The 24,227-nt window shown below is 58.1% G+C and carries 17 protein-coding genes and 1 pseudogene; 11 read left to right on the top strand and 7 right to left on the bottom strand.

Annotated elements, in window-relative coordinates:
- Nucleotides 1-2,220 carry an S-type pyocin domain-containing protein gene (locus KGB06_RS13855; RefSeq protein WP_223516598.1) on the bottom strand — a complete coding sequence of 740 codons (2,220 nt, stop codon included), beginning with the start codon at nucleotides 2,218-2,220 and terminating at the stop codon, nucleotides 1-3.
- Between the two features lie 794 nt (nucleotides 2,221-3,014).
- On the opposite strand from KGB06_RS13855, the gene KGB06_RS13860 reads away from it, so the two are divergent.
- From KGB06_RS13860 to KGB06_RS13875, 4 genes are all read left to right on the top strand, one after another.
- Nucleotides 3,015-4,808, top strand: a complete 1,794-nt coding sequence (locus KGB06_RS13860) for a DUF1302 domain-containing protein (RefSeq protein ID WP_223516599.1) — start codon at nucleotides 3,015-3,017, stop codon at nucleotides 4,806-4,808.
- A gap of 23 nt (nucleotides 4,809-4,831) precedes the next feature.
- Nucleotides 4,832-6,199: a DUF1329 domain-containing protein gene (locus tag KGB06_RS13865; RefSeq protein ID WP_223516601.1), complete on the top strand. Its 1,368-nt coding sequence runs from the start codon at nucleotides 4,832-4,834 to the stop codon at nucleotides 6,197-6,199.
- Nucleotides 6,200-6,505: 306 nt separating this feature from the next.
- Complete coding sequence (locus KGB06_RS13870) at nucleotides 6,506-9,067, top strand: LuxR C-terminal-related transcriptional regulator (protein ID WP_223516602.1); 2,562 nt, start codon at nucleotides 6,506-6,508, stop codon at nucleotides 9,065-9,067.
- A gap of 172 nt (nucleotides 9,068-9,239) precedes the next feature.
- Nucleotides 9,240-11,633 (top strand): dermonecrotic toxin domain-containing protein, encoded by a 2,394-nt coding sequence (locus KGB06_RS13875; protein WP_223516604.1) that lies wholly within the window; start codon nucleotides 9,240-9,242, stop codon nucleotides 11,631-11,633.
- A gap of 33 nt (nucleotides 11,634-11,666) precedes the next feature.
- Here KGB06_RS13875 and KGB06_RS13880 read toward each other — a convergent pair whose 3' ends face one another.
- A complete protein-coding gene (locus KGB06_RS13880) occupies nucleotides 11,667-12,461 on the bottom strand; it encodes an IclR family transcriptional regulator (protein ID WP_223516606.1) in 795 nt (264 codons plus the stop codon).
- Nucleotides 12,462-12,625: 164 nt separating this feature from the next.
- Here KGB06_RS13880 and hmgA point away from each other — a divergent pair, with 164 nt between their 5' ends.
- The 3 genes from hmgA to maiA are packed head-to-tail and all read left to right on the top strand — an operon-like array spanning nucleotide 12,626 to nucleotide 15,886.
- Nucleotides 12,626-13,930, top strand: coding sequence for a homogentisate 1,2-dioxygenase (gene hmgA, locus KGB06_RS13885; RefSeq protein WP_223516608.1), 1,305 nt, complete (start codon nucleotides 12,626-12,628; stop codon nucleotides 13,928-13,930).
- A 3-nt stretch (nucleotides 13,931-13,933) separates the two neighbouring features.
- Nucleotides 13,934-15,238, top strand: coding sequence for a fumarylacetoacetase (gene fahA / locus KGB06_RS13890; RefSeq protein ID WP_223516610.1), 1,305 nt, complete (start codon nucleotides 13,934-13,936; stop codon nucleotides 15,236-15,238).
- 12 nt (nucleotides 15,239-15,250) lie between these two features.
- Nucleotides 15,251-15,886, top strand: a complete 636-nt coding sequence (gene maiA / locus KGB06_RS13895; protein ID WP_223516612.1) for a maleylacetoacetate isomerase — start codon at nucleotides 15,251-15,253, stop codon at nucleotides 15,884-15,886.
- A 244-nt stretch (nucleotides 15,887-16,130) separates the two neighbouring features.
- Here the strand turns inward: maiA and KGB06_RS13900 are convergent, their stop codons facing one another.
- Nucleotides 16,131-16,934, bottom strand: a complete 804-nt coding sequence (locus KGB06_RS13900; RefSeq protein ID WP_223516614.1) for a SirB1 family protein — start codon at nucleotides 16,932-16,934, stop codon at nucleotides 16,131-16,133.
- 183 nt (nucleotides 16,935-17,117) lie between these two features.
- Between KGB06_RS13900 and KGB06_RS13905 the strand changes: the two genes are divergently transcribed.
- Nucleotides 17,118-18,137 carry a Glu/Leu/Phe/Val dehydrogenase family protein gene (locus KGB06_RS13905; protein ID WP_223516616.1) on the top strand — a complete coding sequence of 340 codons (1,020 nt, stop codon included), beginning with the start codon at nucleotides 17,118-17,120 and terminating at the stop codon, nucleotides 18,135-18,137.
- Between the two features lie 175 nt (nucleotides 18,138-18,312).
- Here the strand turns inward: KGB06_RS13905 and KGB06_RS13910 are convergent.
- A pseudogene (locus KGB06_RS13910) lies at nucleotides 18,313-18,552 on the bottom strand (YebG family protein); the annotation flags it as partial.
- A gap of 372 nt (nucleotides 18,553-18,924) precedes the next feature.
- Between KGB06_RS13910 and KGB06_RS13915 the strand changes: the two are divergent.
- Entirely contained in the window at nucleotides 18,925-19,425 is a 501-nt protein-coding gene (locus KGB06_RS13915) for a phosphate-starvation-inducible protein PsiE (RefSeq protein WP_223516618.1), read from the top strand.
- Here the strand turns inward: KGB06_RS13915 and KGB06_RS13920 are convergent.
- Nucleotides 19,422-19,739 carry a DUF3509 domain-containing protein gene (locus KGB06_RS13920; protein WP_223516620.1) on the bottom strand — a complete coding sequence of 106 codons (318 nt, stop codon included), beginning with the start codon at nucleotides 19,737-19,739 and terminating at the stop codon, nucleotides 19,422-19,424. The two genes, KGB06_RS13915 and KGB06_RS13920, sit on opposite strands and share 4 nt — an antisense overlap.
- Before the next feature lie 276 nt (nucleotides 19,740-20,015).
- Nucleotides 20,016-21,392, bottom strand: a complete 1,377-nt coding sequence (locus KGB06_RS13925) for an L-serine ammonia-lyase (RefSeq protein ID WP_223516622.1) — start codon at nucleotides 21,390-21,392, stop codon at nucleotides 20,016-20,018.
- Nucleotides 21,393-21,527: 135 nt separating this feature from the next.
- On the opposite strand from KGB06_RS13925, the gene KGB06_RS13930 reads away from it, so the two are divergent.
- Entirely contained in the window at nucleotides 21,528-22,475 is a 948-nt protein-coding gene (locus tag KGB06_RS13930) for a LysR substrate-binding domain-containing protein (protein WP_223516624.1), read from the top strand.
- A gap of 213 nt (nucleotides 22,476-22,688) precedes the next feature.
- Entirely contained in the window at nucleotides 22,689-23,096 is a 408-nt protein-coding gene (locus KGB06_RS13935) for an HPF/RaiA family ribosome-associated protein (protein ID WP_223516626.1), read from the top strand.
- A gap of 161 nt (nucleotides 23,097-23,257) precedes the next feature.
- Here KGB06_RS13935 and KGB06_RS13940 read toward each other — a convergent pair whose 3' ends face one another.
- Nucleotides 23,258-24,133, bottom strand: a complete 876-nt coding sequence (locus tag KGB06_RS13940; protein ID WP_223516628.1) for a helix-turn-helix domain-containing protein — start codon at nucleotides 24,131-24,133, stop codon at nucleotides 23,258-23,260.
- Nucleotides 24,134-24,227 lie beyond the last annotated feature (94 nt).

The following is a 24,227-nucleotide window of genomic DNA, read 5'->3' on the forward strand; positions in this document are numbered from 1 at the left end:
TTAGTTTCCTCCTTTGTGAAGCTCGGTATGTAGTTTTGGAGTGACGACTCGTATGTTGTCAAAATCGTAGACATCGCCACCGTCGGAAACAGAATGGAGATGATGTAGTTCGAATTTTATTTTACCTCCTACCCAGTCCTTTTTATGCGAGAAAGGGGCTCTTCCGTTTTTCATTTGTTGAATGTTTTGGGTAGTGAACTGTTTAGCCAATGCAGGATCTTCAACTATAGATCTCCAAAACGTCTCTCTAAAAGATCTGAAATTCGAGAAGTTCTGCTCTCGAAGCTTGCCTGCAATCTGATTGGGAATCACCGCACCAATGCCTTTTGAAGCGGGCTCCAGCCAAATGCCCGATACGGGGTCGCCATAACCACTAGCTACACCGGGTTCATCCCGCCGATCCCTGAACATCGTGAAGATCGGAGGAAGCCCCGACTCTGTCGGGAAGACTGTAATAAAGCCGCCAAAGCTGTATAGATCCAGCTCCGGAAATTCATCAAGCCTTCCTTCTAAGGCGGTTAAGGCAGTTCCGTCATAAACGGCTATGTTCGGTTCACTTGCGGGGAGGGTGGTTGACGCATCGCCAGGCTTGACAATCGGCGTCCAGGCTATGCCGATTGATGGGGCATCCGGGTTGTAAGACCTGTAGACATTCAGGTCTGAATCGAAAGTGGCGAGTCGTACCGGCACGTCGCCCGGCACCGATGTGCCATTGGTAGTTACGACAAAGTACTCAGTTGAGTTCCCCTCCTTCCTTGAGCCGATAGCGACCGGCAATCTGACTTTCCCATTGGCTTTGGCAACGGCATGCAAGTCGTCAATATCTGTGGTGAGATCCGAGAGAGGGATGCTCAAGGCGTGGAGGTTGTCGGGCTCGTATTCCGTGATCGAGAGATCCCAGGTATGAACGTTGTCGGGCACCAAGCTCGACAGGCGGGCACTCAATTGGGGGCGCTCGCCATTACCCAATGGTGAAGGAAACAACAGCGCGGCAAATCCAACCATCACCGCGCTTGCCGCTGCGGTGCTTGCCGTGACCACAGTGGTAACTGAGGTTTGCAGAGCTGTCCTGACTGCTTGAGTAGTTGCGGCACCGGCGGCCAGACGCCCGTTTTCCAAGGTGAACACCGGGCCCGCTGCCGCGGACCAGCCTAATACGGGAAACGGCCGGCTAGCACGGGAGGCTTCCCACGCTTTGTACATCGCAGCCATCTCATTCAATCTTGCGAGGTTTTCCACCTGCTTTTTGGCGTTAGCCTCCTCTCGCTCTTTCGCCTCTTTCGCCTGTTCTTCCTGCCGTTTGACCTCGGCTTGTGCTTCGAGAAGAGCCCGTTCCGCAGCGACCTGCCGTGCTGCCGCTTCCGCCGTAATCCGTGCCTGCTCAGCCGCCAATTGCCGTGCGCTTTCCAATGCGGCCAGTCTTGCTTGCTCTCGAGCCTGTTCCTCCGCCACTCGCCGCGCGTTCTCCAAAGCGGCAAGTCGCGCTTGCTCACGAGCTCTTGCCGCAGCCTCCTCATTTACGCGCGCCAGCTCTGCCGCCACTCGATGAGCTTCGCGCTCCGCTTCTAGTTGTCGTTGTTCTTGCGCTTGAGTAGCGACAAGAAGGTTCTGCACATGTATTTGTTGGGTATGTAAAAGTTGAATCTGCTCTGTTAGGAAGTTTGCAGAGTAAGCGGCTTTATAGGAGGCCACCCACCTTGCATAAACGGGCCCGTAAGGTGTTACAGGTCTTTCAAGCGTTTGAGCTTTGGCTAAATAATCACCAATTGTTTTGCCGATTGGGCTGTGTCCATAGAAGGAATTAGCTACTGAGGTTTGAGTGTGTAGTTCAGCTGTCTTTTGTTGGATTAATAAATTTCTGATGTTGAGTTCGTGTTGATACGCTTGTGTTGGGCTCGTTATTGATATCGGATGTTGAGCTCTCAGGTTTGCCAGATCAATTTCTGTCGATCCTGGTAAGTTCTGAAGTTTTGCACTGTGTTCGGCTTTTACGGAGCTCTCCGTAACTTTAATATTATCCCGGGTTTCGCGCCGAAGTTGTTCGTTTAGTGTGAGGCCGGAGCCAATTCCTCCGGGGCGAGTCGGCGGGACGCGAAATCCACCTCCTATTGGGTTTGTTCCAGGCTTTGGTTGTTTACCAACATAAGTTGTTGGCAATTCAATTTTCCCATGTTCTCCGGCAACATGTGAGGTCGGCGGGGGAGCTTGTTTCTCTGGCATATCGTTCTTCCATGAGTGGTTGTCGCTCGCTGAAGAAAAAGCTTATGTCAGGGGTGAAAATGTTGGGTCTGTGAAACGTGTAGGCGTTTTCTTTTTGGATAGTAAGTAGTTGCTGCTTCTATCCAGATCGAAAGATTTTTCCCGCGTTAAATTCAGAAATTTTTGTGTCTTGCCCATAAAAAAGGCCGCTGCAAACGCAGCGGCCAAAGTAAGACGTTGGATCAGGAGCTACAAATCAACGTCAGTGAACACAGGGCGATCAATCGATAAAACGTCGATTCATCTGAATTCTGTCGCCAATGGAGTGGACTGATCTCACACCATCGCTTCGTGCTATCCGGCTGTTCACCGTGAAAGCCCGGCAAGAATAAGTCGCTGAGCCCAAAGGAAAAATAGCGATTCGCGACATGCAGTGTTGCAGTCTGAGCAACAGTCCCGTGTTGTCTTGGCCTGTAGCAGCTGCCGAAGGTTCGGGCCGCGTTCGGACGTCCGCCTGCGTAGCAGTCGTAAACATTCCCTATGAAATCACCTGAGATTCGCAAGGGTCAATTGACGACTGCTGCGCAGCCGGACGCAGCCTCGCGTTGCTCGGCAGCTGCTACAAGTCGGCATTCACCTCACCCATGCATCTGGCTGATAACCCTCCATCCAGCCCATCCATGCCCCGCGCAAACCCGCGTCCCGTCTGGCCATTCATCCTTTAGAGGTACACCACGAATACCTCCTTGGTGCGCTTATCGCTCCCGGGTTGCGGCAGTAGGGTGGGGCCTTCTGTCACTCACCGGGGAAGACGCATGACAAAAACAACAATGCGCGCCATCTTCACACCGCAAGCGCTGGCCGCTACGGTTGCCTTGGGTTGCTGCGCCCAGGCGCAGGCTGTTTCATTCAATATCGGGGAGATCGAGGGGACGTTTGACTCCTCACTGTCCGTCGGCGCGAGTTGGGGCATGCGCGATGCCGATGATTCTTTGGTGGGCATTGTCAACGGCGGGACCGGACAGTCATCGACCGGTGATGACGGGCGGCAGAACTTCTCGAAAGGCGAAACCTTTTCCAAAATCTTCAAAGGCATTCACGACCTCGAACTGAAGTATGGCGACACCGGTGTATTCGTCCGTGGCAAGTACTGGTACGACTTCGAGTTGGAGGACGAAACTCGCCCGTTCAAGCCAATCAGCGACCACGGCCGCAAGGAAGGCGCCAAGTCCGCAGGCTCGCAAATCCTCGACGCCTTCGTTTATCACAACTACTCCATCGCCGAACTTCCGGGCAGCGTGCGCGCCGGTAAGCAAGTGGTGAGCTGGGGTGAAAGTACCTTCATCGGCAACTCGATCAACAGCATCAACCCGGTTGACGTTTCTGCGTTTCGTCGTCCGGGTGCCGAGATCAAGGAAGGCCTGATTCCGGTGAACATGCTGTACGTCTCCCAAGGCCTGACGGATCAGCTCTCGGTCGACGGGTTCTACCAACTGGAGTGGGACCAGACCGTTCTCGACAACTGCGGCACGTTCTTCGCTGTCGACGTAGCGGCGGATGGTTGCAACAACAACTACACCGTCGGCAGCCCCGCGATTGCGCCGTTGGCGCCGGTGGCAGCCGCGTTTGGCCAGCCGATTCTAGTGACCCGCGAAGGTGTGGTCGTTCCCCGTGGCGGCGACCGCGATGCGAGGGATTCCGGGCAGTGGGGCATGGCCTTGCGCTGGCTCGGCGATGACACCGAGTACGGCCTGTATTTCATCAACTACCACAGCCGCACACCAACGGTCGGTACCGTCACGGCCGGCGCATCGACACTGGCCAGCCTGCCGGGCATGGTCGCCGTCGCCAACCGTCTGGCACCGGGGAGCGGCGCGGGTCTGGCCCAAAGTGTGATGCTGGGTCGCGGTCAGTATTACCTCGATTACCCGGAAGACATTCGTCTCTATGGCGCGAGCTTCGCTACGACATTACCGACCGGCACCGCATGGAGCGGCGAGATCAGCTATCGCCCTAATGCTCCGGTACAGGTCAACACCAACGACCTGACCCTGGCCTTGCTTAACCCGATTGCCGGCGGTGCCGCATCGCCCATCGTCACGACGCCTGGCGGCGACAACAAAGGCTACCGCCGCAAGGAAGTCACGCAAATCCAGAGCACCATGACGCAGTTCTTCGACCAGGTACTGGGTGCGCAACGACTGACCGTGGTTGGTGAAGCGGCAGCGGTATTCGTCGGTGGTCTGGAGCGGCGCAGCGAACTGCGTTATGGCCGCGACTCGGTCTACGGCCAGTACGGCTTCGCCGGTGAAACCGAAGGTTTCGTGACCTCGACCTCTTGGGGCTACCGCGCCCGGGCAATCCTTGACTACGCCAACGTGATCGGCGGGATCAACCTCAAACCCAACTTGTCTTGGGCGCACGACGTCGCTGGCTATGGCCCCAACGGGCTGTTCAACAAAGGCGTCAAGGCGGTCAGCGTCGGTGTCGATGCCGACTACCGCAACACCTATACCGCGAGCCTGAGTTACACCGACTTCTTTGGCGGTGACTTCAACGTCCTCGAAGACCGCGACTTCGTGGCGCTGAGCTTCGGCGTGAACTTCTGATCTGGCTGAGAAGGATGATTTCAATGCACAAGATGATTCTGCAATGCGGCGCCCTGGCCCTGAGCTTGCTGGCTGCCAACGTGATGGCGGCAGTCTCGCCGGAAGAAGCCAACAAACTGGGTACCAGCCTTACGCCGCTGGGCGCCGAGAAGGCTGGCAACGCCGACGGCTCGATCCCTGCCTGGACCGGCGGCATCCCGAAAAACGCTGGCGCCGTTGACAGCAAAGGCTTCCTGTCTGACCCGTTCGCCAGCGAAAAACCGCTGTTTGTCATCACCGCCGCGACCGTCGACAAGTACAAGGACAAGTTGTCAGAAGGCCAGGTGGCGATGTTCAAGCGCTATCCGGAAACCTACAAAATTCCGGTTTACCCGACCCATCGCACCGTGGCTGTGCCGCCGGAAATTTTCGAGTCGGCCAAGCGCAGTGCGCTGAATGTGACCACCATCAACGACGGTAACGGCCTGGCTGGCTTTACCGGTAATCGTTACTACGCGTTCCCGATTCCCAAGAACGGTGTCGAAGTGCTGTGGAACCACATCACCCGTTACCACGGTGGCAACGTCAAACGCATCATCACCCAGGTGACCCCGCAAACGAACGGCAGCTACACGCCGATCCGCTTCGAGGAAGAAATTGCCGTCCCGCAACTGATCAAGGATCTGGACGGGGACAAAGCCGGCAACGTGTTGACCTTTTTCAAACAGTCGGTCACCGCGCCAGCGCGCCTGGCGGGTAACGTGCTGCTGGTGCACGAAACCCTCGATCAGGTGACGGAACCGCGTCTGGCGTGGATCTACAATGCCGGTCAGCGTCGTGTGCGTCGCGCCCCGCAAGTGGCCTATGACGGACCGGGCACCGCCGCTGACGGTCTGCGCACGTCTGACAACTTTGACCTGTTCTCCGGTGCACCGGATCGCTACGACTGGAAACTGGTTGGCAAGAAGGAAATGTACATCCCCTACAACAGCTACAAACTCGACTCGCCGAGCCTCAAATACGACGACATAGTCAAGGCCGGCCACATCAACCAGGACCTGACCCGTTATGAACTGCACCGCGTCTGGGAAGTGATCGGCACGGTCAAGCCGAGCGAGCGCCACATCTACGCCAAGCGCCACATGTACATCGACGAAGACAGCTGGCAAGCAGCGCTGGTGGATCACTACGACGGTCGCGGTCAACTGTGGCGAGTGGCTGAGGGGCATGCTCAGTACTATTACGATCACCAGGCCCAGGCTTATACGCTGGAAGCGCTCTACGACATTATTGCCGGCCGATACATCGCGCTGGGAATGAAGAACGAAGAGAAACACAGTTTCGAGTTTGGCTTCGTAGCCAAGGCTGCCGACTACACGCCATCGGCGTTGCGTGCCGAGGGTGTCCGGTAAAACGGTTGATACAGACGCAGGGCAAAAGGCGACCGTGCGGTCACTGTCGATCAGTCAAGGAGCAAAACCTGTGGGAGCGAGCCTGCTCGCGATGGCGGACTGTCAGGCAACGTAAGTGTTGACTGTACCGCCGTCATCGCGAGCAGGCTCACTCCCACAAGGATTGCGGCGTTCAACGCCTTGACTGATCGACAGTGACCGCACGGTCGCCTTTTTTATGGGCACCAATCAGCGTGCTGAATACTTCTCAACAAGCGGGTTAGACAGGTCTAGGGTTGCCCCACAATTATAAAAAGGCACGCCGTAATGACCGCCATGACTCCGTGTCTGGACCGATCTGGATTTTTGCCCCGTCTGTCTTCGCATCACCTGTCGCGTGATCGCTTGAGCGAGCCGTTGCTGGCGTCGTCCGCGCGGGTGAAATTAATTTGCGCTCCCGCCGGCAGTGGCAAGTCGGCGCTGCTCGCCGACTGCCTGTTGCAGGCACCTCCGCAGTGCCGGGTGTGCTGGTTGCCACTGTCGGGTGTCGCCATGAGCGTGGAGGACTTTCGTCAGCGTCTGGCGGAGTCACTGGGGCTGGCGTCATCGGAAGAGGCCGCGATGCTCCGCGCGCTGGCTCGTTTGCAATCGCCGACCTGGCTGTTTCTTGACGATTATTGCCGCGTGCCGAACCCGGGACTCGATCAACTGCTCGATCGCATGCTGGCCGTCAGCAACCCGATGTTGAGCTGGTGGATGGGGACCCGCCGTCGCCCGCAATGCAATTGGCCACGATTGTTGCTCGATGACGAACTGTTCGAATGTGAGTGCTCCGCGCTGGCCTTCAATCAGGCTGAAATCGCCTCGCTGTTGCACCACCTGACGCCAGCCGATGCCAATACCGCCGCCAGCAAGATCATCCAGCGCAGCGGCGGCTGGTGCGCCGGGGTTCGCGTGGCGCTGCTGCAAAAGTGCGACTGGTCACGCAACGACTCACTGCACGGTCGACCGGACACGTTGCTCGATTACCTTGAACATGAACTGTTCACCTCCCTGACCCCGGAATTGACCGAGGTCTGGCGGGTGCTCGCGCATTTGCCACGATTTAATGCACGGCTGTGCGATCACCTGTTTGGCGCGGGTGAGGGCGCGCAATGCCTCAAGACCTTGCAGGAACTGGGGTGCTTTATCGAACCCTGGCAAGATTCCACCGACTGGCTACGGGTTTTCCCGCCGCTTACGCAATTGATGCGCGATGAACAATGGCCTGCCGGGCGCTCCTGGCATCGTCGTGCCTGCCAGTGGTTCGCCACTGAACTTGACTGGAAAGCAGCGTTTGAACAGGCATTGCTGGCTGAAGAATTCGAAGTCGCCGTGAGCTTGTTGCAGCATTTCAGTTTCGAGCACTTGTTCGAGGAACAGACCGTCGTGCTGTTATTGCGTTTGTATGAGCATCAAGGCGAAGAGCTTATGTTCGGCTCACCGCAACTGGTCGGCTTGATCACGGCGGCCTCGTTGTTTGCCGGGCGATTCGAGCAAGCTGCCGAATGCATCGAACAGTTGTCGCGATTCACTCCGCAGCCTTCGGCGATTCTGCAGCGGCAACTGGTTGCACGGTGGCAGGCGCAACAGGGGTGGCTCCTGCATTTGCAGGGGCGGATGGACGGTTCGCGCGCACATTTTCTCGATGCGTTGAACGACCTCGGCCCCGAGCTCTGGACGGTGCGCGTGATGTGCTTGTCGGGGTTGACTCAGCAGGCATTGTTGCGGGGCGAGCTTGATGTGGCGCAAGCGTTGAATCGTGAGGCGTTGTGCCTGGCGCGTGCGCAGGACTCGCTGGTGTTCGAAGGGCTCCTGGAGCTCGATCATGCGCAATTGCTTGAACAGCGCGGCGCTCCCCAGCGCGCGGAAAGCCTGCTCGCCATCATCCATGAATTACTGAGTCAGCCAGTCGAGCGACCGGTGCCATTGCTCGGTCGAATCGCGTTACGTCGGGGCCGGCTTGCATTGTGCCAAGGGCACGATGAGCGCGCCGAGGCATTTTTTCAGGTCGGTCTGCAGCAGTGCTTACGCAGTCACGACAAGCGCGTGCTGTACGGCTTTCTTGGTCTGGCACAAGTGGCGGCAAATCAGCGCGATTATGCTCAGGCGTTCGTCCTGCTGCGCGACGCAGAGAGACTGATGCAGCAACGGCATGTTCCAGACACGGTTTATCGAGGCGTGCTGCTGCAAGTCAGTAGCCATTTCTGGTTGCAACAGGGGCGCGCCGAACTGGCGTGCGAAGCCTTGAGCCGGGTACTCAAGCACTATCGCGGGCCGCAGGCGCGGCAGGCGCCACCGGCCACACTTGAGCTGATCCCGCGCATCGAGTATTTGTTGATCCTCGCCCGAACTCGCTCAGAGCTGGATGCAATCGATGCAGCAGCACAGATTGAATCATTGATGAGACAAGCGCAGACGCGTGGAATGTGGGCGCTCGCTACCGAATTAGAACTGGCTTTGGCCGAAGTGTTTTGGCTTGGCGGTCAAACCACGAAGGCCAGTGACGTGTTGCAGGAGGGCGTACGTAACGTGGCCCGGTATCAAACATTCCAGGCGTTAAATGAGTTAAACCTGCGTCAGCCCTTGTGGTTGCACGATGAGCAGACTTCGCTGTTGTCTTGCAATGAACTTTGCAGTCGTGCAGATGCAACGGAAACATTAAGTCAGCGTGAGCTGCAAGTTTTAAAGCTGATTGCGCTTGGTCATTCAAATCAAGAAATTGCCGATGCACTGTTTATATCGTTGCATACCGTTAAAACCCATAGCCGGCGCATACATGGAAAGTTACGGGTTGAACGCAGGACGCAAGCGGTGGCGAAGGCAAAGTTGTTGGGGTTGTGGGATTGATTCAGGTGATCAATCAAGTCCCGGGCTTGATGTTCAAGATCTGGATTTTTACATGTGGTTTGAATTGTAAATAGTTGGTATTGCTAAGTGGTTTTGGTGTTTTTTGGTCTTGGGTTAATTTGGGCGGTGCGATTTTTTCGTTCCGTCATTTTTATTAACCAAGGGCAGCAATATGAACGTCATGAACAAATACATACCCGTAACTAATGGCAGTCGTCCGCAGTGGCTTGAACGTGCCGATGTTAGCGAGCAACTTAATTATGTCGAACTGGAACAACAGCTGATTACAAGTCAGGCCGAACTGGATAAACAACTGGGAACACACGCCAGTCTGCAGACCTACGCAAAAAGTATTGCCAGTCAGGTACTGCAACTGGAGTTTGGCAGCACGCTGGATCCCGACGACCTGATGACCTCCAGCCGTTACAGCTTCAATGTGGCCGGGCGTCGAGTCATGCAGGAGGACAAACGCTCCCTGACGGATTTGCTCCCGTGCGGGCTGCACGAGGAAGGTGAGCGGGGAAGCATCACATTTGAGGGTGAAGGCCTTCCTCCGGGATTGAACCAGCAATGGCTGGAGCAGACGTTGGCCGAGGATGTGCGCGCCGCCTACGGTGCCGCATTCCGGGATCTGTTCCAGCGCAATGGGGTGCTCACCGCCATGAACAGTGTCACCCGGGATCAATTGCTGCTGAGTGCATTTGCCGCGAAGCTCCAGGGTCATCTCGACGACAACAGTCTCCAACGGGTTCAACGTGCTGTGGACGGGGATGCGAACTTGATCATCGCGCCATTGCAGTTGCGTGACGATAGCCGGCCACTCCTGGGGCTGGTTGCCGTCGGCAGCCGCAGCCCCAGCCAGGACGACTGGCTTCTGTATGCTCCGGATTCGCCTGGCGGGCAGGACTGGTACAAGCTATCGACGCTAAGACAAGTGAGTGTTGATATTGGCGGTTGGACGCAAACATCCGAGGGGCGAGACTACTTGTTGTGGCGCTCCCACTCACTGGATCGCGAGGCAATCGGCGGTTATCTGAAACAAGTCTTGAAACTGCCCAATCTATGGCGTGGCGTGGCACTCGCGCCTACCCCTTACACGGGGGACGAAGTGCTGAACACCCTTGTTTATAACCATCGGGCCTGGCTGGTGGCTCAAGAAGAACACCACACACCCTATGGTTATCGGACCGCTACAGACCAGCAGCGCCAGAACTTTACCCGGATGACTTGCGAACTTCGGGCACTGAAAACAATTGAAGTGCGTGAGGGCGGATTTGTCAGCTACGAGCGTTTTTGCCACCAGTTGATCAAACGACAGATTGAAGAAGTGCTCTTGTCCAGAGGTGAACAAGTCGCTGTCGACCCTCACCGGATTTTTGTGGAAATCGAACGGGGTCAACAGATGACACTGACCCGGCTGATTGCCGACGAGGTGCATTTTTACTCTAATAACGCCGATAGAGACGGCTACCCGCGTTTCACGGTAGCGACTGACCATCCACCCATTAACCAACTCTCTATTCACCAAGTTGCCGGATGGTCGAGAACGCTGCGTCCGGGCGAGAAGTACATCGACATGTTGCGTGCAACCTACATCGACCGCTCCAATGGCTATTTCAAGCAGCAGTTATACATGGGGATCATGCAGCGCCAGATGCGTGTGGCAGTCACGCAGGCGCTGTTCACCGGTCGGTTGGTGAAGGAACACGTCGATGAACTGATGAAGGTTGTTGCGGCGTTCGATCATCCGCAAGCGACCAGCCCGGAGGGCGAGGCGCCTGACGAGGTGCGCCACAGTGCGCTGTACAAACTTCATCTGAGGGGACGTTTAGTCGTAGGGGTATTCGTCTTCAGGCTGCATGTTGCCGGGAAGATTGTGGAATATCTGTATACCCCGGATGCTCCGGATGGACGCGAGCTGAGGCCGTTCGAGGACTTCGTGGGAGCGGTGAAAACCCACGGCCTCGGCGACTACTTCTACGATCGGGTGTTTGGGAAATATCAGCCGCAGGTTGGTACTTATCTGACGGATCTCGAGCAGGTTGCCAATTTTATCGAGGCGCCGACACTGGGGCGTAACAGTCGGATCACGGATTTGTACTGGTGCTATTACGACGTGTTGACCAAAGTCATTTCTGATGTCGACGAGAAAACGCAAAGCCTTGAAGAGATCATCACCGGCCTGGTGTACAACGCCGTGGTATCGGCGGTGAGCGTCATCGCCATTGTCTACGCCCCCGTCGGTATCGCATTGAGTGTCGCCTTGCTGACTCAGAATCTGGTGCAAGGTGTTCACGCCTATACCGAGGGCAATCGGTCCAAGGCCCTGAGTCATTTCGCGAAGGCGGTGATTGAGTTGGCGACCCTGGGCAAGGCAGGTTATGGGCTGTCGAAGGCTACCAAATTGCAGAAAGACCTGATCGGATTGCTGGGTGATGTGTATACCGTCGAGAAACTGTTCGCTGATATAACCGGGCAACCGCGATTGCATGAGCGGGCGCTGGAGGTCATTCAGGAAATTCTCGACGACCCTGAGAGCATCACCAGTAAAACCACCATCAGCTAGTGGCAATGACTGATCGCCGATGTCGCGTCTGACTCAACGACTGACATCGTCGGCTTGATACCCCATCCGCCAACTCACGGCCCGCGTCGCCGCCAGCAGTCGTTGCGCCGCCGGGCCGTTTTCGTCGGCGTGAAACAACGAGGTCGGGCCGACAATGGTCATCACCGCTGCCACGTTCCCGACCGCATTGAAGACCGGTGCCGACAACGCGTCGACCCCCGGCATCAGCAAGCCATGCACATGATGCAGACCGCGTTCGCGGATCTGTTCGCATAACGCCGCATAGGCTTGATCGTCCGCCAGCGCATGGGCGGTTGCGGTTTGCAGTTCCTGATCGCGCAAGTCCACGGTTTCCCGTTTCGGCAGAAAAGCACCAAACACCAGACCGGTAGATGAACTGAGCAACGGCAACACCGACCCCAATTGCGTCACCACCGTCACCGCGCGCACGGCGGGTTCGATGTGCACCACGGTCGCACCCTGATTGCCCCACACCGCCAGAAAGCAGGTTTCGTTCAGTTCATCGCGCAACTCGGCCAAGGGCAGGGCGCCGACTTTCAGCACGTCCATACTGTTGAGTGCCGCCAGCCCCACGCGCAACGCTTCACGGCCCAGGCCGTAATGGTTGGTGGCGGTGTTTTGTTCGGCAAAACCGCTGGCGATCAGCGCCTGCAAATAGCGGTGAACCTTGCTCGCCGGCATCTGCACGTGTTCGGCCAGGCGCGAAAGCGAGGTCGAGGGCGACAACTCGGCCAAAGCCTTGAGAATATCGGTGCCGACCTCGGCCGAGCGGACTTTTTGTTTGTCGTTGTTGCGCGGCGTTTCCATGGAGGCGGTCTGATCCCGGGACGAATGGGCGTCTTTATAGCTTGACGGTCAATACCAATCAAATTACGTTATGCGTAATCAGATTACGATAAAAATAACCCGGGCGTGCCGAACCTCTGCAACAGAGTGACAGGTCATCGCCTTCTCCCTGTTCAGGAGGCTCCATGAACCCTGATTCAACCGCGTCAGCGCTGGCTTATCAGTCTGGCTTCGGCAACGAGTTCAGCAGTGAAGCGTTGCCTGGCGCATTGCCCGTCGGCCAGAACTCCCCGCAAAAAGCCCCGTATGGCCTCTACACCGAATTGTTCTCCGGCACTGCATTCACCATGGCCCGCAGTGAAGCGCGGCGTACCTGGATGTACCGCATTCAGCCATCGGCCAATCACCCGGCGTTCGTCAAACTGGATCGGCAACTGGCCGGCGGCCCCTTGGGTGAAGTGACCCCCAACCGTCTGCGCTGGAATCCGTTGGAGATCCCGAGCGAGCCCACCGATTTCATCGATGGTCTGGTAAGTATGGCCGCCAACTCGGGTGCGGAAAAACCGGCCGGAATCAGCATCCATAGCTATCGCGCCAACCGCTCCATGGAGCGTGTGTTCTTCAATGCCGACGGCGAACTGCTGCTGGTGCCGGAGCTCGGCCGTTTGCGCATCGCCACCGAACTCGGTGTGCTGGAGCTTGCGCCGCTGGAAATCGCCGTGCTGCCGCGCGGGCTGAAATTTCGCGTCGAACTGCTCGACCCGCAAGCCCGCGGTTACATCGCCGAGAACCACGGTGCACCGCTGCGTCTGCCAGACCTGGGGCCGATCGGCAGCAATGGCCTGGCCAACCCGCGAGACTTCCTGACGCCGGTTGCGCACTACGAAAACCTCAAACAACCGACCACGCTGGTGCAGAAATTCCTTGGCCAGTTGTGGGGCTGCGAGCTGGATCATTCACCGCTCAACGTGGTCGCCTGGCACGGCAATAACGTGCCGTACAAATATGACCTGCGCTGTTTCAACACCATCGGCACGGTCAGTTTCGATCATCCGGACCCGTCGATTTTCACCGTCCTCACGTCGCCAACCAGTGTGCATGGCCTGGCCAATCTGGATTTCGTGATCTTCCCGCCACGCTGGATGGTCGCCGAGAAAACCTTCCGTCCACCTTGGTTCCACCGCAACCTGATGAACGAATTCATGGGGCTGATCAAAGGCGAGTACGACGCCAAGGCCGAAGGCTTCGTGCCCGGCGGTGCGTCCTTGCACAGTTGCATGAGCGCTCATGGCCCTGATGGCGAAACCTGCACCAAGGCGATCAACGCGGAACTGGCACCGGCGAAAATCGACAACACCATGGCTTTCATGTTCGAGACCAGCCAGGTATTGCGCCCGAGCCGTTTCGCACTGGATTGCCCGCAACTGCAAACTAATTACGATGCCTGCTGGGCCACGTTGCCCGCCACTTTCGACCCGACCCGGAGATAACCCATGACTCAGACAACCATCACTCGTAGCTGGGTTGCCTCCGCCAACGGCCATGCCGATTTCCCGCTGCAAAACCTGCCATTGGGTGTATTCAGCGTAAACGGCTCTGCCCCGCGCAGCGGCGTGGCGATTGGCGAGCATATTTTTGATCTGGAAGCGGCGCTGGAAGCGGGCCTGTTCGATGGCGCCGCTCGTACCGCTGTTGAAGCGACCCGTGGCGGTCAGTTGAATGCGTTCTTCGAGTTGGGCCGCGATGCTCGTGTTGCCCTGCGTGAGCGCTTGATCGAACTGTTCAAAGAAGGCAGCACCCTGCACGGCAAGATCGAAGCCCAGGGCGCAAAACTGCTGCCGTTGGCGGCCCATTGCGCGATGCACCTGCCAGCGAAAATCAACGATTACACCGACTTCTATGTGGGCATCGAACACGCGCAAAACGTCGGCAAACTGTTCCGCCCCGACAACCCGCTGCTGCCGAACTACAAGTACGTGCCCATCGGTTACCACGGTCGCGCCTCGACCATCCGTCCGTCCGGCACCGACGTTCGCCGTCCTAAAGGGCAGACCTTGCCGGCCGGTCAGACCGAGCCGACATTTGGTCCGTGCGCACGTCTGGATTACGAACTGGAACTGGGCATCTGGATAGGTCAGGGCAACGAGATGGGCGACTCGATCGCCATCGGTGACGCCGCCGATCACATCGCCGGTTTCTGCCTGCTCAATGACTGGTCGGCGCGGGATATCCAGGCTTGGGAGTACCAGCCGCTTGGCCCGTTCCTGTCGAAAAGTTTCATCACCAGCATCTCGCCATGGGTCGTCACCGCCGAAGCGCTGGAACCGTTCCGTCGTGCGCAACCGGCACGTCCTGAAGGCGATCCGCAGCCGCTGCCGTACCTGTTCGACAAGCGCGATCAAGCCGCTGGCGGTTTCGACATCGAACTGGAAGTGCTGCTGCTTACCGAAGGCCTGCGCGAGCAAAACCTGCCGGCCCATCGCCTGACGCTCAGCAACACCCAGCACATGTACTGGACCGTGGCGCAAATGGTTGCGCACCACAGCGTCAACGGCTGCCAGTTGCAGGCCGGCGACCTGTTCGGTTCGGGCACCTTGTCGGGGCCGGAAAACGGTCAGTTCGGCAGCCTGCTGGAAATCACCGAGGGCGGTAAAAAGCCGATTGAGCTGGCGTCGGGCGAGGTGCGTAAATTCCTGGAAGACGGCGATGAAATCATCCTGCGTGCCCGTTGCAGCCGCGAGGGTTTTGCCTCCATCGGCTTTGGTGAATGCCGCGGCAAAGTACTGCCGGCGCGTTAAGAGGATTGGGTGATGGAACTCTATACCTACTACCGTTCGACCTCGTCTTATCGGGTGCGTATCGCGTTGGCGCTCAAAGGCCTGGATTACCAGGCCCTGCCGGTCAACTTGATTGCGCCGCCAGGTGGCGAACACCGCCAGCCGGCGTACCTGGGCATCAACCCGCAAGGCCGAGTGCCGGCCTTGCGCACGGATGAAGGCGATCTGTTGATTCAGTCGCCGGCGATCATCGAGTACCTGGAAGAACGTTATCCACAGGTGCCGCTGCTCTCCAAAGACCTTGTCGCCCGCGCTCACGAGCGCGGCGCGGCGGCGGTGATTGGTTGCGACGTGCATCCGCTGCACAACGTCAGCGTGCTCAACAAGCTGCGCCAACTGGGTCATGACGAAGCGCAAGTGGTCGAGTGGATCGGGCACTGGATCAGCCAGGGGCTGGCGACGGTGGAACAGTTGATCGGGGAGTGCGGTTATTGCTTTGGCGACGAACCGGGATTGGCGGATGTCTACCTGATCCCGCAGCTGTACGCGGCCGAGCGATTCAACATCTCCCTTGAGGCGTATCCACGGATTCGCCGGGTGGCGGCGCTGGCGGCCACACATCCTGCGTTCATAAAAGCCCACCCCGCCAACCAGCCAGACACTCCATAACGCTAACCAATGAACCCTGTAGGAGCCGGGCTTGCCCGCGATGAACGATAACGCGGTTTACCTGATAAACCGCGTCGCCTGAATCGCGGGCAAGCCCGGCTCCCACAAGGTGCGATGGCAGACATAAATACGGGGCATGCCGAAATCAAAATGTGGGAGCGAGCCTGCTCGCGATAGCGGTCTGACTGTCACTTTAAAGATGTCTGTCCTGCCGTCATCGCGAGCAGGCTCGCTCCCACAGGTTTCAGTGAACGATGGCGTTGGGTGGCAGGTGTCCCAGGCGCTCAGTCAGGCGAATCCGCTGGATCGGGTCGTCGCTGAGTAACAGCGCATGCTCCAGGTCGAAGCGTTCGGCATTCGGGCAGTCCAGTCGTTGATAAAGGCTGGCCCGGGCCAGGTAATCGGCGGCGTTGGCGTTGCCCAGTTCCAGCACACGTTCGGCGTCGATCAGGGCGCCAATGTAGTCATCGTGGGAGAGGTGCAGTTGACGCAAGTTTCGCGACAGGCGTTGCAGCATCTGCACCGGATCAGCCGTCAGTAAATGGTCTGCGCTGAGTTTCATGTTCGGGCCGTACTGGCGTTGCAGCAGTTCCCGGCAGTCGTTGGGGTACAACCGACGCCCGCCACAGGGGTCGAGCAAGTGGTCGGCGCCCGGAACCCGCAGCAGGAAATGCCCGGGGAAATTGACCCCGACCATCGGGATTTCCAGGCGCTTGGCCAACTCTAGCGCAATCAGCCCAAGAGACAGCGGCTGGCCGCGTCGCAGTTCCAGCACTTTATTGAGCAAGGCCACTTGTGGGCGTAGCGGTGTGAAGTCGTCCTGGGCGAACCCCAGATCATTCATCCGCCGCAACAATGGCTGAGCCAGTTCGCTGACCGGTAACATCGGCAAGCCAAAGCTGACCTTCTGTGTCAGGTCGTTGAAGTCGGCCAGCACCACCTCGGGATTCAGCTTGGTATCGTGCTCGGCCGCCATCCACAGCGCCGCTTCGAACAGCGCGGGCGGTGAACGTTGCAGGCAATCGAAGAAGCATTGGCGGGGCGTCATCAAAATCTCCGGCGAATGCCTCGTTTTAGCCCCGTCTCCGGCATTCGTCCAGTGCTGCACACATGCGGTTTCAGGTTATGTCCGAAAGGCTGCAAATTAACGTCGCTTATTCCGGTGCGCTTCTGCAATTTTTAGGCGCAAGCCTATACTGGCGACTACAAGAAGTGATTCGGGAGCCCCACGATGTTCGCTCTCATGCAAAGCACTCGCCTTGAATCGCTACATCTGAGCGTCGACTCGGTCACCGGGTTGAAGGCGGTCATTGCCATTCATAACAGCCGGCTTGGGCCTGCCCTGGGCGGTTGTCGTTACCTTGCCTACCCCAGCGACGAATCGGCGGTCGAGGATGCCATACGCCTTGCGCAAGGCATGAGTTACAAGGCTGCTCTCGCCGGGCTGGCCCAGGGCGGCGGTGTGGCGGTGATTGTTCGCCCGGTTCATGTGGAAAATCGTGCCGCGCTGTTCGAAGCCTTCGGGCGCTGTATTAACCAGCTCGACGGTCGCTATATCACCGCCATCGACAGCGGCACTTCTGTGGCCGATATGGATTGCATCGCCCAACAGACCCAACACGTCACCAGCACCACATCGGCGGGCGACCCTGCGCCGCATGCCGCCATGGGCGTGTTCACCGGCATTCGAGCGACCGCGATGGCCCGTCTGGGTAGCGATAATCTGGAAGGCCTGCGTGTGGCTATTCAAGGTTTGGGCAATGTCGGTTATGCACTCGCCGAACAACTGCACGCGGCGGGCGCGGAACTGCTGGTCAGCGATATTGACCACGGCAAAGTGCAACTGGCGATGGAGCAGCTGGGCGCTCACCCGATTGCCAACGAGGCACTGCTCAGCACTCCATGCGACATCCTCGCGCCGTGCGGACTGGGGGGCGTGCTCAACAGCCACAGCGTGACGCAGCTGCGCTGCTCGGCGGTGGCCGGCTCGGCGAACAATCAACTGACACACCTTGAAGTCGCCGATCAACTGGAACGGCGGGGCATTCTGTATGCACCGGATTACGTGATCAATTCGGGCGGGCTGATCTACGTTTCGCTTAAACACCGCGGCGAAGAGCTCACGACCATCACTGCTCACCTGTCGAAAATCGCCTCACGCCTGACCGAAGTCTTCGCCCATGCCCAAGCGGAAAAACGTTCGCCTGCGCGGGTGGCGGACGAATTGGCAGAGAAGGTCTTGTACCGCTGAGTCGTTCTGTTATCCCAGACATGAAAAAGGCCCTGAGTCAGTCGACTCAGGGCCTATTCAATTCGGGCGCTGCTTACTTCGGCGTCTTGGCCGCTTTGGCTGGCTTGGTCGGCTCAGCGGCTTCAATGGCCTCGACAGGTTCAGCCTGCTCAACCACTTCAACCGGCGCATTCAGCAGTTCGGACAACGCATCCGGCTGGCTCTTGAATGCCTTGGCGAACACATCGCGATTTTTCGCCATATAGATCCCGGCTTCTTCCACTTGCTGCTCGGTCAGGGACGGAACGGCTTTTTGTAACACTTCAGCCAGCAACTCGGCCAGTTCGAGCATTTTGTCATGACGGTCAGCTTCGGCTTTATCCATGAACAAGCGCTCCAGATCTCGGCTGCTGCGGTATACCACTTCGACGGCCATTCACCACCTCACATGCCTTCACATTGGTTGTTTGTTTCGACTACTGTATTTATATACAGCGAAAAGGATAAGCGAATCCCTGCGTTTTGGGTAGTGGCTTTTTAATGTAGACCGAAATTGGCGTTTGTCAGCTAAACCGCGGCGCTCCCTTCGCGAGCAGGCTCGCTCCCACAAGGATCACCGATAACCTGTAGGAGCCGGCGGTGCGACGATTCGACTTGCCCGCGATGGCGTCAGTGAAAGCACTACAAAAGTGTCCAGCAACAACTCATCACCATCTCACCCAAAGCCTCTGGCCTTTTTTCTGCATGCAGAACAACCGTCACGTCCATCCCGCATCATCCGCTCAAACCGAGCTAAGGAAGCATCATCGTGAAAATCAACTGGGCCGAGAACCTGCGGCAGAACGTGCATCAACTGGCCGAGTCCCTGGGCAACCTGTTCGTCGAGACTTTCCACTACCTGGCGCTGTTCGCCATTGGTGCAGTGACCGCGTGGGCTGCGGTGATGGAATTTCTGGGGATGATCGAGGCAGGACACATCAAGATCGACGACATCTTGCTGCTGTTCATCTACCTGGAATTGGGGGCGATGGTCGGAATTTATTTCAAGACCAATCACATGCCGGTGCGATTCCTGATTTACGTGGCGATCACCGCATTGACGCGGCTGCTGATCTCGAATGTCTCGCACCACAACCCGCCGGATGTCGGGATCATCTACCTGTGCGGCGGGATTTTGCTGCTGGCGTTTTCGATTCTGGTGGTGCGTTACGCCTCGTCGCAATTTCCTTCGGTGAAGATCGAACACCCGCAACGCAAGGTTGGTGCGGGTTCCAGTGAACATCCCGAAGTGGAGAAAGGCGAGCTTTAAAGCCTGATGGCAGGTCGGTGCTGGCGTTTGAGCGGGGGCGGCGGCAGGGAGCGATTGTCGCCGTCGGTCATGGTTTCGAGGATGGCCATGGCGCAGTGGCCTTGCTCGATAGCGATGCCGAATTGAATGCTTTGCACCAGCCGATTGAGGCGTTTGGGGTCATTGCGCTGCTCGGCGCTGATCATGCGTTTGGCGACCACGCGGCCGCCGTTGGAGAGGGTCAGCATGATGCTGCCATCCAGACCTTGAATGCTCAGGTTGATCTGGTATTCCGGTGCAAAGGCATCGGTAATAACCTGGAAGGGGTTGTCCATGATGCGTCACCGCCTGATTGAACGTGCAGTTATTGACCGGCCATGATCGGGTTGGTTCGCAACTCCAGACCATCGGCAGATCGCTCGCTGAGGTTTCAACGGTCCTTTTGCCTCACCGGTGACGTAGCAAGGGGCATGCCGGAAAAATTGTCGAACAATAATCACGGCAAAAAAGCGGCGGGCACGATGGTCCGCCTTCTTTTTGCCGGCCCGTTTCAGGGCATGAATGAATAGATGATCGCAGACAGTGCAATCAGACCGATCAACGTCGAAACATCAGCACTCCACCCAGCTCACCGCCAGGCCGCCCCGTGAAGTCTCTTTGTATTTGTCATGCATGTCGGCGCCGGTATCGCGCATGGTGCGGATCACCCGGTCCAGGGAAATGAAGTGTTTACCGTCGCCGCGCAGGGCCATTTGCGTGGCGTTGATCGCCTTCACAGCGGCAATCGCATTACGCTCGATGCAAGGCACTTGCACCAGGCCGCCGACCGGGTCGCAGGTCAGGCCGAGGTTGTGCTCCAGGCCGATTTCGGCAGCGTTTTCCAATTGCTCTGGGGTAGCGCCGAGCACGTCGGCCAGACCGGCGGCGGCCATCGCGCAGGCCGAACCGACTTCGCCCTGGCAACCGACTTCAGCGCCAGAGATCGAGGCGTTTTTCTTGCACAGAATGCCGACCGCCGCCGCACCCAGAAAGAACGCAACCACGTCATCGTCCGACGCGTCCGGATTGAATTTCATGTAGTAATGCAGCACCGCCGGAATGATCCCCGCCGCACCGTTGGTCGGTGCCGTGACCATACGCCCGCCCGCCGCGTTTTCCTCATTCACCGCGAGGGCGAACAGGTTGACCCACTCCATGGCCGACAGGGTGGATGTGATGACATTCGGCTTGCCGATTTCCAACAGGCTGCGGTGCAGTTTTGCGGCGCGACGCGGAACGTTCAGGCCGCCCGGCAGGATGCCTTCGTGGCGCAGACCTTGTTCGACACACTCGCGCATCACCGACCAGATGTGCAGCAAGCCCTGGCGGATCTCGGCTTCGCTGCGCCAGGCCAATTCGTTGGCCATCATCAATTCAGAAACCCGCAGGCCGTGCTGATTGCAGAGTCGCAGCAATTCGGCAGCGCTGGAGAAATCGTACGGCAGCACCACATCACTGCTGGGCGCAATGCCGGACTCGGCTTGCGCCGCTTCGACGATGAAACCGCCGCCGATCGAGTAGTGCGTTTGCTCGTAGAGTTCGCCGGTTTCACCGAAGGCGGTCAGAGACATCGCGTTGGGGTGGTAGGGCAGGCTCTCGTCCAGCAGCAGGAGATCGCGCTGCCAGTTGAAGGCGATGGTCGTTTTGCCGGCCAGGGACAATTCGCCGGTTTCACGCAGGGTCTGGATGCGGCTGTCGATAGACGTGGGGTCGATGCTGTCCGGCCATTCGCCCATCAGGCCCATGACACAGGCACGGTCGGTCGCGTGGCCGACGCCGGTGGCGGAAAGCGAGCCATACAAGCGGATTTCCACCCGGCGTACGGCGTCCAGCAAACCTTGGTCCATCAATGCCTGGGCGAAGGTCGCAGCCGCGCGCATCGGGCCGACGGTGTGGGAACTGGACGGACCGATGCCAACTTTGAAGAGATCGAAAACACTGATAGCCATGCTAAAGCCTATACACGCAATGGGAGAGAAATCGCTGCCATTTTTGTAGGACAAGCGCAATGTCGGCGATACTGACAACCTCGGTCCTACGTGACCAACGAAACTTCCTAAGACAGCCTTTAGCAGGACTAAACGATGAGCCGTCAATTGCATGCCCAGACCTATGTCTGGCTGCACGTGTTTTCCTGTGCCGCGCGGCACTTGTCGTTCACCCGTTGCGCCGAAGAACTGCACATCACGCCGGGGGCGGTCAGTCAGCAAATTCGGCAGCTGGAAGAGCGTTTGGGCTTTCGCCTGTTTCACCGTCGTGCCCGGGGTGTGGAACTGAGCGCTGAAGGCCAGCGCCTGGCCATTACGGTCAACGAGGCTTACGGCAGCATCGATGCAGAGTTGCGCCGTCTGGACGCCGGAATGATCAGCGGAATTTTGCGAGTACGCTCGATTCCGTCATTCCTGAGCAAATGGCTGACCCCGCGCCTGCCACGCTTGCAGCAGCGCTTTCCGGACATTCAGTTGCGCCTGGTGGCCGAGGACAGCAGCGTGCCGCTGCACGAGGGCGACTTCGATTTGGCCATCGACCTGAACGATGGCAGCTACCCCGGCCTGTTATCCACAGCCTTGCTCGACGAGCAGATCTTCCCGGTCTGTGCCCCAAGCCTGCTACGAGGCCGACCGCCGCTACATGGTCCGGCGGATCTGATGCATTTCCCGTTGTTGCACGACATCACCGCCTGGCGCGGCAGCTATGAATACGCGGAATGGGAGTTCTATCTCGATGCCATTGGCTTCGAGGGTGCTGACGTGCGACGCGGGCATACCTTCAATCGCAATCACCTGACCATCGAAGCGGCCATTGCCGGGATGGGCGTGGCGATTGCACGCCGCACGTTGCTCAACGATGAGCTGGAACGGGGGGCATTGATCGTGCCGTTCGGGTTGGCGGTGCCCAATCACAAGCGCTACATGTTGCTGTATGCGCCGGGGGCTTTGAGCCATCCGGGCGTGCGCGCGGTGCATGACTGGCTGGTGGAGGAAGCGGTGATCTTTCGAAGTTTGCATCCGCTGGCAGAGCAACAGATGTGAACAATTGTTACAAAGAAGCGAGCGGACCCAACTCCCGACCTTAACAGCGCTTTTGCTCGTTGTCCGGGTTTTTTTGCTAATCCATATTTATCTTTTTTTAGGGGTTGAAATGTTCTGCGCACAGACCGATTGTGTAAGTAAGAGGTCACGGTGATGACGCCCAAGGGCTAGCCGAAGGGCCTCTCGCGAGCTAGCTGAAATAAGGGATGAACTATGCAAATCCAAGTCAACAGCGATAACCATATTCAAAGCAGCATCCGACTGGAGGAGTGGGTACGTACTACCATTGAGAGCACGCTCGAACGTTATGAAGAGGACCTGACCCGCGTCGAGGTTCACCTGCGGGACGAAAACGGCGACAAGCCCGGACCGCATGACATCCGCTGCCAATTGGAAGCGAGGCCAAAAGGCCACCAACCGATTTCTGTCACCCATAAAGCCGCCAATCTGGAACTGGCGATCGACGGTGCGGCCGAAAAACTCGAACATGCACTGGAACACCTGTTCGGCAAACTGCGGGGCAAACCACGTGCCGCGGTGGTGCCGTTCGAGCGAGCCGCAGCCGATGCGCTGCTGGAAGACGAGTTTCTCGAAAACGAACAGGCTGCACAGAACGGCTGACGCCGATTCACTTTTATCTTTCCACCACTGACAACGGGCCTGCTGATGCAGGCCCGTTCTTGTTTCAGGAGGAGCGTCATCGTTCATCGCGAGCAGGAATTTCAATGTGGGAGCGAGCCTGCTCGCGATGGCGGCATGACAGGCACCGACTATCTTCAGGATTACCGCAAAAACGCCTGCCGATACTCCCCTGGCGTCCCACCCAACGCCTGCCGAAACCGATTGGTGAAATGGCTGGCACTGGCAAACCCGCACGCCAATGCAATCTCCCCCAACGGCTGCGACGTCAAACGCAATAACTCCTGCGCCCGGCTCAGTCTGCGTGCCAGTACATATTGATGCGGCGGCAAGCCAAAACTCTCCCTGAACATCCGCGCAAAGTGGTATTCCGACAACGCGCACAGCGCGGCTAGTTGCCCAAGGCTGATGGCCTCGGCCAACTGGTTATCGATGAAGTCCACCAACTGCCGCCGTTGATGCGCCGCCAATCCACCCTTGAGCCGCAATCCCTCGCGCATGCCCACTTGGCCAAGTAAAACGTGGCTGAGCATTTCGTGGGCCAGGCTGCTCGTGAGCAGGCGTTCGCCGGGTTCGTCCCAGTTGAGGGTGAGCATGTGCCGAAAGCGTCGCGCCTGCGCCGGATCGTCGAGAAAGGTCCCTTCGCGCAATTGCAGTTCGCGGGGTTCGCGGTCCAGCAGCGTGACGCAGCCGAGGGCGAATTGTTCGGGGCTGAAATACAGGTGGGCCAGGCGAATGTCGCCGTTGATCACCCAGCCCGATTGATGCTCGGCGGGCAGGATGCACAGCTTGTCCGGGCCGCCCTTGGTGCCGGGCTGATCGCGGCGAAAGGTGCCGGTGCCGCCAGCGATGTAACACGACAGCGTGTGGTGGCTCGGCGCTTCGTAGTCCTGGGCGTCGTGGTGGTTGCTCCACAAGGCTGCAGCCATGCCGTCACCGAGTTCGGCGCTGTGCTCCAGGCGAGCATTGGGCGAACGGTTAAGGGCTTGAAAGACTTGCAGGGTTTCCAGTGCGGGCATGATCGCTCTCCAACGCCTTGCATCCTACTCTGTAGACGTTGGCCTGCCAGCCTCTGCGCTGACAAAAGCGCAAGATTATGCAAGTGCGCAGATA

Source organism: Pseudomonas sp. GL-B-19 (genome assembly GCF_019956415.1).
Taxonomy (GTDB): Bacteria; Pseudomonadota; Gammaproteobacteria; order Pseudomonadales; family Pseudomonadaceae; genus Aquipseudomonas.